The 16,070-nt window shown below is 38.3% G+C and carries 14 protein-coding genes; 9 read left to right on the forward strand and 5 right to left on the reverse strand.

Annotated features, from left to right (window positions below):
- Positions 1 to 9: 9 nt before the first annotated feature.
- The 4 genes from ACYZ0U_RS08650 to ACYZ0U_RS08665 all read right to left on the reverse strand — a co-directional run bounded on the left by ACYZ0U_RS08650 (position 10) and on the right by ACYZ0U_RS08665 (position 4,987).
- Positions 10 to 2,169, reverse strand: coding sequence for an efflux RND transporter permease subunit (locus ACYZ0U_RS08650; protein ID WP_461451682.1), 2,160 nt, complete (start codon positions 2,167 to 2,169; stop codon positions 10 to 12).
- Complete coding sequence (locus ACYZ0U_RS08655) at positions 2,162 to 3,160, reverse strand: efflux RND transporter permease subunit (RefSeq protein WP_461451683.1); 999 nt, start codon at positions 3,158 to 3,160, stop codon at positions 2,162 to 2,164. The genes ACYZ0U_RS08650 and ACYZ0U_RS08655 overlap by 8 nt, the downstream gene beginning before the upstream one ends.
- A gap of 5 nt (positions 3,161 to 3,165) precedes the next feature.
- Positions 3,166 to 4,338, reverse strand: a complete 1,173-nt coding sequence (locus ACYZ0U_RS08660; RefSeq protein WP_461451684.1) for an efflux RND transporter periplasmic adaptor subunit — start codon at positions 4,336 to 4,338, stop codon at positions 3,166 to 3,168.
- Positions 4,339 to 4,399: 61 nt separating this feature from the next.
- Entirely contained in the window at positions 4,400 to 4,987 is a 588-nt protein-coding gene (locus ACYZ0U_RS08665; protein WP_461451685.1) for a TetR/AcrR family transcriptional regulator, read from the reverse strand.
- 254 nt (positions 4,988 to 5,241) lie between these two features.
- Between ACYZ0U_RS08665 and ACYZ0U_RS08670 the strand changes: the two genes are divergently transcribed.
- Positions 5,242 to 5,745: a cupin domain-containing protein gene (locus tag ACYZ0U_RS08670; protein WP_461451686.1), complete on the forward strand. Its 504-nt coding sequence runs from the start codon at positions 5,242 to 5,244 to the stop codon at positions 5,743 to 5,745.
- A gap of 10 nt (positions 5,746 to 5,755) precedes the next feature.
- Here ACYZ0U_RS08670 and ACYZ0U_RS08675 read toward each other — a convergent pair whose 3' ends face one another.
- On the reverse strand, positions 5,756 to 6,097 hold the full coding sequence (locus tag ACYZ0U_RS08675; protein WP_461451687.1) for an RNA recognition motif domain-containing protein: 342 nt from the start codon (positions 6,095 to 6,097) through the stop codon (positions 5,756 to 5,758).
- A gap of 212 nt (positions 6,098 to 6,309) precedes the next feature.
- On the opposite strand from ACYZ0U_RS08675, the gene ACYZ0U_RS08680 reads away from it, so the two are divergent.
- The 8 genes from ACYZ0U_RS08680 to ACYZ0U_RS08715 all read left to right on the forward strand — a co-directional run bounded on the left by ACYZ0U_RS08680 (position 6,310) and on the right by ACYZ0U_RS08715 (position 15,901).
- Positions 6,310 to 8,706, forward strand: a complete 2,397-nt coding sequence (locus tag ACYZ0U_RS08680; protein ID WP_461451688.1) for a GumC family protein — start codon at positions 6,310 to 6,312, stop codon at positions 8,704 to 8,706.
- A 9-nt stretch (positions 8,707 to 8,715) separates the two neighbouring features.
- Positions 8,716 to 10,002 carry an oligosaccharide flippase family protein gene (locus tag ACYZ0U_RS08685; protein WP_461451689.1) on the forward strand — a complete coding sequence of 429 codons (1,287 nt, stop codon included), beginning with the start codon at positions 8,716 to 8,718 and terminating at the stop codon, positions 10,000 to 10,002.
- Between the two features lie 101 nt (positions 10,003 to 10,103).
- Positions 10,104 to 10,751, forward strand: a complete 648-nt coding sequence (locus tag ACYZ0U_RS08690; protein ID WP_461451690.1) for an acyltransferase — start codon at positions 10,104 to 10,106, stop codon at positions 10,749 to 10,751.
- The gene (locus ACYZ0U_RS08695; protein WP_461451691.1) at positions 10,744 to 11,976 is read left to right on the forward strand and encodes a hypothetical protein; all 1,233 of its coding nucleotides are present in this window, start codon (positions 10,744 to 10,746) and stop codon (positions 11,974 to 11,976) included. Before ACYZ0U_RS08690 ends, ACYZ0U_RS08695 begins: the two co-directional genes overlap by 8 nt.
- Positions 11,966 to 12,727 (forward strand): glycosyltransferase family 2 protein, encoded by a 762-nt coding sequence (locus ACYZ0U_RS08700; RefSeq protein WP_461451692.1) that lies wholly within the window; start codon positions 11,966 to 11,968, stop codon positions 12,725 to 12,727. Before ACYZ0U_RS08695 ends, ACYZ0U_RS08700 begins: the two co-directional genes overlap by 11 nt.
- Positions 12,728 to 12,729: 2 nt before the next feature.
- Positions 12,730 to 14,031 carry a glycosyltransferase gene (locus ACYZ0U_RS08705; protein ID WP_461451693.1) on the forward strand — a complete coding sequence of 434 codons (1,302 nt, stop codon included), beginning with the start codon at positions 12,730 to 12,732 and terminating at the stop codon, positions 14,029 to 14,031.
- 3 nt (positions 14,032 to 14,034) lie between these two features.
- Positions 14,035 to 15,192 (forward strand): glycosyltransferase family 4 protein, encoded by a 1,158-nt coding sequence (locus tag ACYZ0U_RS08710; RefSeq protein ID WP_461451694.1) that lies wholly within the window; start codon positions 14,035 to 14,037, stop codon positions 15,190 to 15,192.
- A complete protein-coding gene (locus ACYZ0U_RS08715) occupies positions 15,161 to 15,901 on the forward strand; it encodes an acyltransferase (RefSeq protein WP_461451695.1) in 741 nt (246 codons plus the stop codon). Before ACYZ0U_RS08710 ends, ACYZ0U_RS08715 begins: the two co-directional genes overlap by 32 nt.
- The last annotated feature ends 169 nt before the right edge of the window (positions 15,902 to 16,070 follow it).

Genomic DNA, 16,070 nt, shown 5'->3' on the forward strand with positions numbered 1-16,070 from the left:
GCTGAAAAATTAACTGATTACCTGCTCCTCAGGTTGAACATCCGGCTTGCCGCTGATCCTTTCCTGCAAACCCTGAAAAATGATAAATAAAATAGGTATCACAAATACACCGAATAGCGTGCCGATAAGCATACCGCCCACGGCAGCTGTTCCTATTGACTTGTTGCCAACTGCACCGGCACCTGTTGACAACATTAGCGGAAGCAAGCCCAGAATAAATGCAAATGAAGTCATCAGGATTGGGCGTAGCCTTGCAGTTGCGCCTTCAATAGCAGCATCTATTAACGATAACCCATGACGCCTGCGGGTCACGGCAAATTCAACAATCAAAATGGCATTTTTAGCCAACAACCCAATTAGCATGATCAGTGTTATTTGCAGGTAGATATTATTTTGAACGTTAAATATTTTAGCAAAAATGAATGCCCCCGCCAAACCAACAGGCAATGAAAACAGCACTGCAAATGGCAATATATAGCTTTCATATTGTGCGCTAAGCAGGAAGTAAACAAAAATTAAACACAATATAAATATATAAACGCTTTGGCTGCCACCGGCTATTTCTTCCCTGGTAATACCCGCATATTCAAATCCGTAACCTACAGGAAGTGTTTGCGCTGCTACTTCATCGATCGCTTTAATAGCGTCACCCGAGCTATAACCGGCGTTTGGTGCTCCTTGTATATCAATTGAAGTATAAAGGTTAAACCTGTTGATGGATTGCGGCCCGTATACTTTGGTAAGTGTTACAAATTCCGAGATAGGAGCCATAGCACTGGTACTGTCGCTGCGTACATAAATATCATTTAAGCTCGCTGCATTAGTGCGATAAATAGCATCGGCCTGGATCATTACACGATATTGTTTTCCAAATTCATTGAAATTTGACGCGTATACACCACCGTAGTAACCCTGGAGGGTACTTAACACTGAGTTTACTGTTACCCCTGCCTGGTGGCATTTAGCCACATTTACATTGATCATGTATTGCGGGAAGTTGGTGTTGAAAGAAGTTGTTGCGTATTGAACCTCTTTTCGTTTACCAAGCGCAGCCAGGAATTTGTTGCTGATATCATTAAATTTATTGATGTCTCCGCCGGTTTTATCCTGTAACTGAAACTCAAAACCGCTGTTAATACCAAAACCTTGTAAAGTTGGTGGGGCAAAGAATATAACCTGGGCGTTTTTAATGCCCGACGTCATGCCGAAAAGCTGGCCGGTAATGCTATTGATGTCTTCACCTTTACCGGTGCGCTTATCCCAGGGTTTTAGTTTGATTACCACCATGGCGTAAGAACCGCCTGCACCTGCAATAAAGCTTTGCCCCGTAATAGTCAAAGTCGATTCTACCGCAGGTATTGATTTAATGATATTTTCAACCTGTTTAGCAACAACGGTACTTCGTTCTAATGATGAGCCCACAGGTAAACTGATATTAGCAAACAGAACGCCCTGATCTTCGTTAGGTACAAAGCTTGTAGCGGTAGTTTTTATAAGGAAATAGAAAATCCCGGCAAAGATTAAAATGATAAGCCCAGCGATCCATTTCTTCCCGGTGAGAAAGTGGACCGAACGTTTGTATTTGCCGGTTACGGATTCAAATCCAGTGTTGAATGCGGTATAAAACCGTTGAATCAGGCCGGAATCTTTATGCTCACCTTCAGGATGTGGCTTTAAAAATAACGCGCAAAGTGCCGGACTCAACGTTAATGCGTTAACTGCCGAAATAATGATGGCAATTGCAAGCGTTAAACCGAACTGTTTATAAAACACACCCGATGAACCGGAAATGAATGACACCGGGATAAATACGGCAGCCATTACCAGTGTGATTGAAACAATGGCTCCGCTGATTCCCTGCATAGCGCTTACTGTTGCTTCTTTTGCAGATTTTGCACCCTGATCGAGTTTGGCATGTACCGCCTCGACGACGACGATAGCATCATCCACCACAATTCCGATAGCCAGTACCATTGCAAACAGGGTTAACAAGTTTATGGTAAAGCCAAATAAATTGAGGAAAAAGAATGTTCCTATAATAGCTACCGGTACAGCAATAGCCGGGATTAAGGTTGAACGGAAATCCTGCAGGAACACGAATACCACGATAAATACCAGTATAAATGCTTCTACCAGCGTATGGATAACTTTGGCAATGGATTCATCCAAAAAATCGTTCGCATTTAATAACGATGTGTATTTTACCCCCCGGCGGGAAAGATTTGGATGCCTGTGCTATAGTAGCCTCGCATTGCTGGATCAATGAGTGTGCATTTGAGCCGGCAACCTGTGATATAGCTATACCAATTGATGGATAACCATCGGTTGTGGTGAAGCCTGAATAATCCAGCGAACCTAATTCTACTCGTGCCACATCCTTCAGCAGCAAAGTTTGGCCGCTGCTGGTTGATTTTACCACAATATTCTCAAAGTCGGCAACAGATTTTAAACGCCCTTTGTATTTAAGTGTGTATTGAAAGGATTGATTACTGTTTTCACCAACCTTACCCGGCGCCGCATCAACGTTTTGTTCTGCAAGCGCGGTATTTATGTCATCAGGTATCAAATGATAGGCTGCCATAACGCTTGGTTTCAACCAAATTCGCATGGAGTAATCTTTTGTACCAAAAGCGGTGGCATCACCTACACCGCTGATACGTTTGATCTGCGGTAATAAGTTGATATTTGCATAGTTTTGAAGAAATGTTTGGTCATATGATTTATTAGTGCTCGACAGTGAGAAAATCATGATATCGCTACTTTGCTGTTTTTGCGTGGTTACCCCGGCCTCAACAACTTCGGCCGGCAATAAGCTTGATGCTTTTGAAACCCGGTTTTGCACGTTCACCGCAGCTATATCCGGGTTGGTACCTAAAGCAAAGAAAATAGTGATGGTTGCAGTACCATCATCAGCAGCAGTCGAAGTCATATAGGTCATGCCTTCAACACCATTTATCTGTTCCTCTAAGGGAACAATAACGCTGGTTAATACAACATCGGCGTTCGCACCGGAATAAGCTGCTGATACTACTACAGTAGGCGGGGCAATATCCGGATATTGGGTTATCGGCAACTCAATAAGCCCGATCAAACCCAAAATAACTAATATGACAGATATAACGGTAGATAATACCGGCCTTTCAATGAATGTCTTTATCATCTCTTTTAGTTTTTTAGATCCTGGTAAACTTTATCAGAACTCATTGGCTGCGGGGTAATTTTGGTAGAGTCTTTAAGCGATATAGTTCCGTCATAAACAATCTTATCGCCATCTTTTAAACCACTGGTAACAACATAATATTGGCCTGCTGTAAGCTCCATTACTTGTATTTCCTGGTTTTTTACCAGGTTATTAGCATCCAGAACATAAACAAAATACTTGCCCTGCAATTCATAGGCTGATCTTTGCGGAATTAATATGGCATTGGTTAATGCCTGCGGGATATCTACATTGCCTGAGCTACCGCTTCTTAACAGATGTACAGGGTTAGGGAACGCGGCCCTAAAACTTGCAGACCCTGTCGTGGTATTTAAAACACCGCTAATGGTTTCTAAATGCCCTTTTTCGGGATAAGCTGAACCATCTGCTAAAGTTAAATTAACCGGAGGTGTATTTTTTAGCTTTTCATCAAGCGTGCTGCCTTTTACCGAGCGGGAGAAATCCAATAATTGTTTTTCATTCAACGAAAAATAAGCATATACTTTTCCAATGTTTGCTACAGTTGTTAAAGGGTTAGCAGTGGTAGCAGTGATCAGGCTTCCCAAACGATAGGGGATAGAGCCCACAACGCCGTCCACAGGGCTGGTGACATAAGTATAACCCAAATTTACTTTGGCAGTAGCTAATGTGGTTTGCGCCTGTGCTAAAGCTGCTTTTTTTGTATTGAGCGTATTTTGATCTGTTTGTAATTCGTATTCGGAAATTATGCCTTTATCAACTAAAGGTTTGGTTTTATTTACTGCTATTTCTGCCGAATTGATATCAGCTTTGGCACTATTTATTGCTGCTATGGAATTGATAACAGTTTGCTCATATTCCGGGGCACTTAGCTTAAACAATAGTTGGCCTTTTTTTACAACCGAACCTTCATCAATGTAAATTTTCTCAATATAGCCATCAACCTTAGGCCGAATATCAATAGTTTGCTCACCTTGCATAACTGCAGGGTAACTGGTGTGCAACGTTGCGGCTTGTGGCGTAACTGTAAACACCTGGTAATTTGCAGGCGGTTGCGCTCCGGCATTTTTATTTGCGCCATTGCCACAAGAACTCAATACAATTATTGCTGAGCTAAATATGGCCAGGCCGAAACTTTTTTTTCTTGTTTTATTAGGCATAATATTCATATTCATTAGTAGTTGTGAGTTTTATGAGCTATTTGTTTGATATTACGTAAAATCAGTTAAATAAAATTTCAACAATCATTTTCTTTCTATCCTGCATCAGCTTTTCAAAATTAATATTGTCAAGTTCAAGCATCTGTTCAAATAACCTGCGGGTTAATAGGGGATAAGCAACCAGTGAAAGCATATTGATCATGAAATTGATGGGCAGTACTTTCTTGATCTCGCCGTTATCGGCTGCCTGTTTTACTTCCTTTAAAAATTGCTGCACGCCCTGCGATGAGTGTTTTGTAGCCAAGCTGAAACCATGAGCATTTATTTCACTGATCAAAAACGACTCTCTGTAAGGATACTTTGTCAATTCAGAAGTAAACATGTCAATAAAGGCTATCACTTTTTTTTTAAAAGGAAGAATCGAAAAAAGTACTTCGTCCATCTTGGCAGCGGTATCAGCCATGGCTTCCTTAAATACTTGTTGAAAAAGAATATCCTTTGACCGGAAATAATAATTGATTACTGTTCTGGCAACGCCTGCAGCATCGGCAATGTCTTGTGTTGTAGCATTAAACCTGCCTTCTGCAAAAAATATTTGCTTAGCAGTATCTTTTATCAGTTGTTCAGTGCCGGTATCTCTTGTCGCCATTGTCTTACAAAATTGTTTGACGTTTTTGTCAATCAAAGATATGCTTTTGTAATTTGCATTTGTGTCAACGGATTTTCATATTACCGCGAATTAACTAAGTCGAGAATGTTTTGTATAATTCATAGCCTTTTGACCAATTGTGCAAGAAATTGTTACTAACGTTTTTTTTAATTAAACATCGAAAATGCGCAAAACAAATCATTAAAAAAGGGATTGTTATATGAGCAATCCAGCTGTATATTAATTAGGCGTTTATGGACAATAGTAAAAAGCCTGCCCAAATTGTTAAAGCAGATGAAGGTAAAGGACTATCAGTTGTTGGTGATTCTTACCGGATTGTAATCTCAGGAAAAGAAACTAACGGCGCCTATGCTGTGATTGATATGCTGGTTTCACCCAATGGCGGACCGGGGCCTCATGCGCACGCCGCTTTCCAGGAAACATTTCACATATTGGATGGCGAAATAGAGTTAAAAACAGAAAATGGAACTTATTTAGCCGGCAAAGGCGACTTTGTAAATATTCCTTCAGGCGGAATAGTACACTGTTTTAAAAATAAAACTGAAAATATCGCCCATTTATGGTGTGTTGTCGTTCCGGCAGGGTTAGAGGCTTTTTTTGAAGAGATAGGCAAACCGATAGAATTCGGAAAATTTGAAACACAGCCAGATTTAACTGAGGACGATGCTAAAAAATTACAGCAAATAGCTGAAAAATACGGTCAGCAACTTTATCCGCCAAATTATTTTGATAAATAAACTGTTTGACTTAAATAGTCCTTCTCGGGCGTTTCTTTTTTTGTTCGGCGCCGTTGTAGGACGGCTTTGGACTGAATGATTTTTTATATTGGGGCTTGGCAGCAACGGGTTTTTCTTCAACAATATTTAAGGTAAGTTCACGATCGCCCATAGCTGTACCACTAAGGGCATCAATAGCAGCTTCTGCATCACTTTGCTCTGTTATTTCTAAAAAAGCATAACCTTTACATTTTTTGGTAACCTTATCCCTAACAATTTTAATAGTACTAACAGTGGCGTAAGGGCCAACCAATTGAACAATTTCCAATTCGGTACTACTTAGCGGAAAACCGCTAATAAACAATTTAACCATAGCAGATGATTGAAATGCAAAAATAAACAATCAATGCCATTAAAAAAAGCAACTGAAAATATATCTATGCGTTGAGAAAAGCGATTGTAGATGCAGCTTATTTATTTGTTTATTTTGTTCATTGTTAGTCTGATATTCAAACTGTTCATTGTTGTTTGGTTATGAATTAAAAGTGAATCTTACTGTTAACTTTCCATTAGTAATTGAACTATATGGACAACAGGGATATTTTTGCGGATAAATTAGACTTAACCTACAAGAAGGAAGAAAGCCTGGGGGAACTACGTAGCCAGCTGGCAAAATTTGTTAATTACTGGTATATTTTTCTGATAAGTGTTATCATTTGCCTTGGTGCATCGTTAATTTACATTCAATATTTACCGAATGAGTGGGCTGTAAATAGTAAAATTATCGTTGAAGATAATAAAGATAGCCCTCAAAAATCATTAACAAATGGTGTTAATGCCGATCTTGCATCGCTTTTTGAAGTTAAAAGTAATGCCGATAATGAGGTTAAGATATTAAAATCACGTAGTTTGCTAAAAAGCGTAATAACTGCCCTAAACCTTAACACCCGCATTTTTAAAAAAGACAGATTCACCAAAAAAGAAATTTTTAACGATCAGCCTTTTTTAGTAACTATCAATAATCAAAATAACGACGAGAAAGCCGCAGCATACAACGTAGAAGTGCTGGATAATAATCATTATAACATCGTTGACCCAAAAGAAGGCATCCATGCAACTGGCGTGTTCGGAAACAATGTGTTTCTTAATGATGATAGCATTACCCTAAATAAAACTAAATATTTCGCGGCTACCGGAAATTATGAGGTTACCATAAATTCTATAAAGAATGAGGAAAAAGAGCTTGCCGGAAGCTTTTTTGCTTCGCTTGATGATAAGCAGGCAACCGTTATTGACCTGCAGCTAAATTACCGTAACCCGCAGCGCGGCGAGCATATCCTGCAAACTTTAATGCAAATATACCTTCAAAATAACCTTGCTAACAAAGTAAGGCTGGCAGACAGCACAATGAAATTTATCGACAGGCGATTATTGCTTGTTGGATCGCAGTTAAGTGATGTTGAAAAGGATCTGGAACAATACAAAGTAAATAACCAGATAGCAGACATTACTGCCCAGGGAAAAGAGCTTGTGGAAGGTGAGGATCAATACCAAAATAAGCTGAATGATAATGCTGTTCAGTTGGCGGTGGTAAATAGCATGTACAAATATGTTAGTACTAATGATAAGCCCCAGCAAATACCAAGCTCATTAATCACCAAGGACGTAGCCTTTGGCACAGCTATAAACACTTACAATGAAATGTTACAGCGAAGAGAACAGCTAAAGGCCTCATTTGTGGAAACAAGCCCGGTGATATCAAATCTTGATCAGCAAATACAAGTTGCACGAGATGCGCTCAAGAATAGCCTGCTTAACTACCGAAACAGCTTACAGATTGCCCAGGGACAATTAAAAAAGCAGAACAATGTAATATCAGATAAAATTGCCGAGGCTCCTGTAAAGGAACGCGCTTACCTTGATTACTCAAGACAGCAAACGTTAAAACAGGATCTTTACCTATACCTGTTACAAAAAAGAGAAGAAACAGCTATTTCGCAAACAGCAACAATATCAAGCTGCAGAATATTAGATGATGCTGAAAGTGATGAGCGGCCTTTTGAACCTAAAAAATCAATCATATGCCTGATTGCGGCATTTATTGGCTTAGGGTTGCCCATTACTGGTTTAAGCGTGAAAGAGATGCTTAATATTAAAATACAGAACAAAGGCGATATTGACAAGCATACCAGTGTGCCTTTATTGGGCGAAATAAGCCGTAGTTTAAATCAGCAAACTTTACTTACCTATTATGATCCTATGTCTATCGTATCAGAACAAATCAGGGCGATTCGTACCAATTTAAAATATGTTACCGATAAAGGGAAATCGAATGTGATATTATTTACTTCGAGCATGAGCGGCGAAGGTAAATCATTCATTTCACTTAATCTTGCCAGTTCAATCGCATTGTCAGGTAAAAAGGTAGTGTTGCTTGAGCTTGATCTTAGAAAACCGCGCTTACTTAAAAGTATTGGTATGGATAGTGATTTCGGGTTTACCAATTATATGATATCTACCGAGAAAATGGATACCGATCTGCTTGTCAAACAGTCTACTGTAAATGAGAATTTTTACCTGGTATCATCAGGCCCTATACCGCCAAACCCGGCCGAATTGCTTATGGATGACAGGTTAAGAATACTTATTGAGGAGTTACGGGTGAAATTTGATTACGTAATTATTGACACCGCGCCAATCGGGCTGGTTTCAGATGCGTTGATCATTGAGGAGTATGCCGATATTACCTGTTTTGTACTGAGGCAAAACTATACTTATAAATCACAACTAGGTATAGTGAACGATTTATACCGTACAAAAAAAGTAAAACAGCTTTATCTGGTTGTAAACGATATTAAACTTGAAAAAAATGCGCTTACCGGTTATGGCAACGGCTACAGAGGATACGGCTATGCCATGAAAGAAGAAGAACCATCCGGGTTTAACTCATTGCTGAAAAGATTAAGACCAGTTATAAGATAATCGCGAATTATGCTTCAAAGTTTACAACTATATATTTTTAAGTTCTTTAACAAAGGGCATGAGCGCTCACTTAAAGCAAAGCGTAATATTGCCATATCTTTGTTAATTAAGTGCGGCAGTGTAATTATATCGCTACTGCTTATACCGCTTACAATTAAGTATGTAAATCCTGTGCAATATGGTATATGGTTAACGCTCAGTTCAATCATAACCTGGGCCACTTTGTTTGATCTGGGTTTAGGCAACGGGTTAAAAAATAAACTAACCGAATTTATTGCAACAGGTAATATTCCCGGGGCACGCAGCTATTTAAGTTCGGCGTATGCCATATTATCGGTAATCTCTTTATTCTTGTTTATCTCCTTTGGTTTAGTAAACAGGTATTTAAACTGGAACAATATTTTAAATACCGGCACTGCAAACGATAACAACCTTAACAATTTAGTGTTACTAATATTCGGTTTCTTTTGCATACAGTTTGTATTGCAACTAATTAATACAGTGCTTGCCGCTAACCAGGAGCCGGCTAAAACAGGTATTATAAATTTTGTAGCCCAGCTTCTTACATTCATTGCTATTTTAATACTGGCCAGGTATACGATTGGCTCATTAACAATATTGGTGTGGGCATTTGCAGGGATCCCGCTGGTGATCTTATTAATTGGCAGTATTTGGCTTTATACCCATAATTATAAGTCAGTATCACCAACTTTTAACCTGGTGGAAGTTAGCAATGCAAAAAAACTTTTAGCTACAGGGAGTACTTTCTTTATCATCCAAATTGCGGCGTTGGTAATGTATGAGAGTGATAATATTGTTATCACCAACATATTGGGTCCAAAAGAGGTTACTACGTTCAATATTGCCTATAAATTATTTTCGATCATTTTAATGTTTTTTGTGATCGTAATAACACCTTTTTGGAGTGCATTTACCGAAGCTTACACAAAAAATGATTTTGAATGGATTAAAAATGCATTAGCAAACGCGAATAAAATGTGGTTTGTATTAAGCATCTGTTCAGTATTCCTGCTACTTGTTTCACCCTGGTTGTACAATGCGTGGGTAGGCAAATCGATTATTGTACCTGTAAGCCTTTCAATTGCTATGTGTATGTATTGTATGGCTTTTATTTGGCAGGCCATTCATGTACAACTGATAAATGCAACGGGTAAAGTAAGGCTGCAGCTATACCTCGGCATATTGGCAATGCTGTTTAACATCCCGCTATGTATATTTTTAGTTAAACGCATTGGGTTGGCAGGTATAACATGGTCAAACACTATTTTTTTTTAATAATGGGGATTTGCTATTCAATCCAAACAAAAAAAATAATTAATAAAACAGCAACCGGGATTTTTAATACCTGAATCCGAATTGATTAATAGCGTAAAATAATGAGGCTGATAAGGAAATTTTATAGGGGACTAAGGGTAGTTTATTACAAGCTGGCACGGTTATATTCGTGGTTGATCACCTGTTTCAAGTTTTTCCTGAATGATGTAAAATTCTACACAGACTTTATAAGCTATGGCATTCCAATATTAGACATCAGCCCCGCCGGTAGCTTTATTATTGGGAAAAGATTCAGGTTTAACAGCGGTAAATATCATGCTATGGGCGGACGGCAGCAGCAATGTTATTTTGTTGCAACTAAAGGCGCGCATATAGAAATTGGAAATAATGTAGGAATGACCTCGACGGCGATCATATGCCATGAGCGTATTATTATTGGAGATAATGTAAAAATCGGGATCAATACAGTGATTTACGATACCGATTTTCATTCACTTGATGCGAATATCCGTAATCAATATCCTGAAAGCATCGAAGGCGTAAAAAATAAGCCAGTTGTAATTTGCGATGGCGTATTTATTGGCGGGCACACTACTATTTTAAAAGGAGTTACCATTGGTAAAAATTCTATCGTAGGGGCGGGGTCGGTGGTATTCCAGAGTATACCCGATGAGCAAATCTGGGCCGGTAATCCCGCAAAATATATCAGAGACACCTATAGTATTAAATTAAGCCTTGTTAATGAATAAACAATTGTATACCATATTGCTATTGGTAATGGTTGTAGTTTCCTACTTCCATATTCAACCTGTTGTGCTTGGGCTCTCGGCTGTAGTTATTTTTATGCCGCTTAAAAACCATTTCGCAGCAATTAAAGTAATACGCCTTTTTGCCTTACTAATGGTACCGGTATTATTGGGCCTAATTATTGGTTTACATAACGATACTTACCTGGTTTTTAAAGATCTGTATTATTTCACGATGCCTGTATTTATAATACTGTCTGGTATATTATTAGCATGTCATATGGAGATCGGTCAGTTTTTAAAGACGCTTGTTTACGCTGGCGTAGTTACTTCAATAATGGTAACCGCTATTTCTGTTAGTTATATGGGAGTTGGCGCATTAGCCGATCCATATGCTGCACATTATGCAATAGGTATTGTTGGTACGCCCGGGCCGCCGGTAGCCCTTGCATGTTTATTACTTACAAAAAAATTAGACATTAAATTATTCAGCACCTTTTGGTTCCGGTTTTTTGTAGCAATAAATACTTTAGGCATCTACATGTTTGCTTCACGCAGTTACTTTATCATCACCTTATGCTTTTTAATTTTGATGATTGCTGATCGGATCAAAAAAAGCTGGATCATACCTGTTATTGCCGTAATTGCGATGATAGATATGGTTATACCTTCTGATCTGTTTAAAACAAGTTCGTCGTCTACATTTACCGATAAAATTATTAATTCATTTGGCGAGGTAACCATAGGTAATTACAGTACCGAACAAGATATAAATCTTCGCTATCGCGGATATGAAACATTTATGGCGCTGAACAGCTATGCCGAAGGCACCGAGCCGGAGCAATTATTTGGAGGTTTGGGAAAATTAGTTGATTTAAAAACCTTTATTCATTTAGGTGAGGATGCCGATTTTAGATACATCCCCGTTTTACATAATGGCTGGATGTACCTGCTTGTAAAAACGGGAATCACAGGCGTATTGACCTACTTATTAGTTTTTTTTGGCCTTATAGTAACTAATTGGCGCAAATATACACAGTTTGCTAACCCACCGATTATCAGGTTGTTTGCCGCGCTAAATATAGGCTGTGTAATTAGCCTGTTGATAACCAATTATATAATTACTTCATTTTTTAATGTTGAAATGAGCGTGCTCATGGTCACATTAGGTTACAGCTTTTATTACATTAATTACCTGTCAGCAATACAAAATGATTATGAATACTGAAAAAATCTTATCAAAAGTATCAATAATTACAGTGGTATATAACGCGGTTAATACCATTGAAAATACAATACAAAGCGTTATAGAACAAAGCTATCCTAATATCGAATACATTATCATAGATGGCGGGTCAACCGATGGTACGCTTGATATTATCAACCTTTATAAAGCTCATATTAAAGAAATTATATCGGGCCCGGATGAGGGTATTGCCGATGCTTTTAATAAAGGTATTTCACTTGCAACAGGTGAATGGATAGGAATGATAAATGCCGATGACTGGTACGCTTATAATGCCGTTGAGCGCATGATGAAGAATGTAACCGGCGATGACGCTATATGTTGTGGCAACCTTACGCTAATGGGCGAAAATGGCTATGCTGAGTGTAAGAAAAGCAAGGTAGGTTGGCTTAACCTGGGAATGTATATCATGCATCCAACTTGCTTTATCCGCAAGAATGTGTATCAAAATGTTGGTTTATATGATATTAAGCTAAAAATTGCTGTTGATTTTGATATGTTCCTGCGGTTAAAAACAGCAGGGTACAAAATAAAATATATTGACGAAATGCTTGCTTTTATGCGTACCGGAGGTGCAAGCAGTGATGTTATTAGCATGCACCGCGAAGAACTTACCGTTATGCGCAGGTATCTGCATAGCCTTTCGTATTTAGTTTCTGCCTCTTTTAATTATTTGAATAGGCTTAGGTGGCGTTTTTTTTACAACAGCCCATTCGCTGATTCTAAATACTGATCATGAAAAAAAGAATACTCATATCTGCTTATGCTATTTCACCTGTAAAAGGGTCGGAATATGGCGCTGCCTGGAATACCGTGGTTAACCTTGCTAAGCAGCATGAATTATGGGTATTATATGGGATGTCCGACGATCACATGGGCGATACACAAACTTTAAAAAGTTATATAAAAGCTAACCCGCTGCAATCAGTAAATTTTATTGAAGTGAGGCCATCTAAATTAGCTAATGCAATTAACAGGCTTAATAAAATTGGCTTGGGGTGGTTTTTTTATTTTGCTTATTATTTGTGGCAAAAAGATGCCTTAAAAAAAGCCGAAAAATTATTGGAAAATGTACATATTGATGTAGTACACCAGCTTGGCCCAATCGGTTTTAGAGAGCCGGGATTTTTAGGAATGTTAGATAAACCCTTGGTTTGGGGGCCGATAGGTGGAATGAATATTATAAAACCTGTGCTTTTAAAAGGCATGCCCTACTTATCACAAGTTAAATTTGGTGTTAAGAATACGATCAATAAAATACAGATCAATTTTTCAAGCCGTATTGCCAATGCTTTTCAGAGGGCTGATGTCTTATTAGCTGCAACAAATAAAACTCAACATACGATCAAAGAAAAGTTCGGAAAAGATAGCTACTTGATATCTGAGCAAGGAGTTATTGGAAAAATCAGTTATGACGAAAAAAAATTTGAACGGATATATGAGCAAGTTGAACTCGTTTGGAGTGGTACTCATATCGACCGAAAAAATTTACAACTATGCCTCCAGGCTTTGGCATTGGTTAAGCAAAACAATTGGGTACTGCATATCTTGGGCGAAGGTCCGCTTACATCTCAATTAAAAAAAGAAGCTGAAAAACTTAATTTAAAAGGATTAGTAATTTGGCATGGTCACATGTCAAGAAATGAAGCAATGCATATTATGCAGCTGGCACATCTGCATATTATAACCAGCATATCAGAGGATAACCCGGCAGTGGTTTTTGAAGCAATGAGTAATGGCATACCTACTTTAACTCTCGATCATTGTGGTATGGGTGATGTGCTGTGCGATAAATGTGCAATAAAAATCCCGGTATCTACAAATCAATTAATGGCCAAAGAAATAGCTTGTAAGCTCGACTTGTTAATAAGCAATCCTGAGTTTTTGGCTAATATGGCTATCAATACGCTATCATGTGCTATAGCACATGGTTGGGATAAACGGCTTAAACTATTAAATACTTATTATAACGAGGCTATCTACAGTTATAACACCAGGATGTTGGAAAAGCATAAAATTCACCTTTATCAATGTTAGAAAATGCATAATCAAGATAATAAAAAGGTGCGCCTGGGTATTGATGCGAAGTGGTTTTTTAATGGGCCGCCGAGCGGGCACATGGTAGTAAAAAACCTGGTGACAGAAATGCTATATAATAACAATGACAGGTTTGAGATATACTTGATTATGAACCATAAAGATGAATTAAAAGCCGTTGCACATTTTGCGCCGGACACAAAAATAATCTTTCTTCCTAAAATGCCCAATATAATTTCAAATGCTTTGATTTTGCCTTTTTTAACTCGCAAATACGGGTTGAACGTGTTAATGCTTCAAAATTTTAATACTTTATGGTCTCGCAGGGTTTTTAAAGTGGTTTATATTCATGATGCTTTATTCCTGGACTATCCTCAATATTATTCTTTTTTTGAGCGGGTTCATTTTAAACAGATGAAAACCCTTGCCAAAACAGCCAATCGCGTAATCACTATATCCAACACTGAAAAACAAAGAATGATTAACCATCATTTTGCAAAAGAAAATAATATATATGTTGTATATCATGGTGTAAATTCTGGATTTAAGCCTATAACATTTTATAACCAGGATAATATAAGGCAGCTATTAAACCGGTATAATTTGCCTGAAAAATATTTGCTGTATGTAGGCAGATTAAATGCACGTAAAAATTTACATACGCTCATTCAAGCCTTGCCTTTACTGCAAGACACCGTAATTAAATTACTTATTGTGGGTGAACAGAATGATAACGGTGAATTACTTAAAGAAATTGAATTTTATCAATTATCCGACAAAATAATATTTACAGGCCATGTGCCCGAAGACGATTTACATTTAATATATGCCGCGGCCACTGTTTTTTGCTTCCCGTCTTATGCGGAAGGTTTTGGGCTGCCCCCGCTCGAGGCTATGCGCTGCGGTTTGCCGGTGGTGGTATCAAACAGAACTTGTATACCCGAAATATGCGGTGATGCGGCAATTTATATTGACCCGGATTGTGCTGCAGATATCGCTAAAAAAATAAATTCTTTGTTAAGTGATAATCAATTTTACCAGGAACGTATGGTGCACGGAATAGGTTATTCGGCTGCATTTAGCTGGAGAAAATCTGCTAAAGAAATATTAAATCTAATTACTAACGCTTATGCTGACAGAAAAGATTATTCGGAAGCTTAAAGGAGATCCATCCTACAAATTTAATGATGATTATTCTGATAAAGAGATCTTTATTGTTTTGATCGGGCGGTTTTGGCAGCTTATACGCGGCTTTTACAAACGTGTTTTTTTTAAACAAACTAATGGATTGGTTTTTATTGGCCGAAGTGTTTCTATAAAACATGCTTATCGGATAAAAGCCGGTAAAAATTTGATATTAGAGGACTATGTAAATATTAATGCGCTTTCAAGCGATGGAATAAACCTGGGCGACAATGTTACACTTGCGCGTGGATGTAATTTGATATGTACCGGTGTCATTGCACATAAAGGTATTGGTATATCTATTGGTAATAATACAGGTATAAACGCAGGCGCTTACATTGCAGGCCAGGGTGGGGTTGAGATTGGCAATAATGTGATTATTGGCCCAAGGGTGAAAATTTTTTCAGAAAATCATCTATTTAATGATATCGATGTTAATATTAAAGATCAATCGGTTTGCCGAAGTAAGGTTACCATTGCCAGTAACTGCTGGATAGGCGGCGGGGTGACTATTTTGGCCGGAGTTAACATTGGCGAGGGGTGTGTGATTGCAGCGGGATGTGTTGTAACTAAAACTATTGAGCCATATTCGGTTGTAGCGGGCATTCCGGGCAAAGTAATTAAAAGCCGGATGCCTGAGGATGATAAGGTCATCAATTTGAAGCATGCCATTGCAGGTTTATGAACAGTAAATTACAAAAATTTAAAGGAGCTATCGCTTATATATTGTGCGATACCATTGGTTTGCTGCCGTTTCATAATTTGCGGATTTTTTTGTTGAGGTTATTAAAATCAAAAATTGGTAATAAGGTGGGCCTATACAGGCGAGGCGAAGTGCGTTGCCCCAGAAAATT

The sequence above is a fragment of the Mucilaginibacter sp. genome (assembly GCF_965225845.1).
GTDB lineage: Bacteria > Bacteroidota > Bacteroidia > Sphingobacteriales > Sphingobacteriaceae > Mucilaginibacter.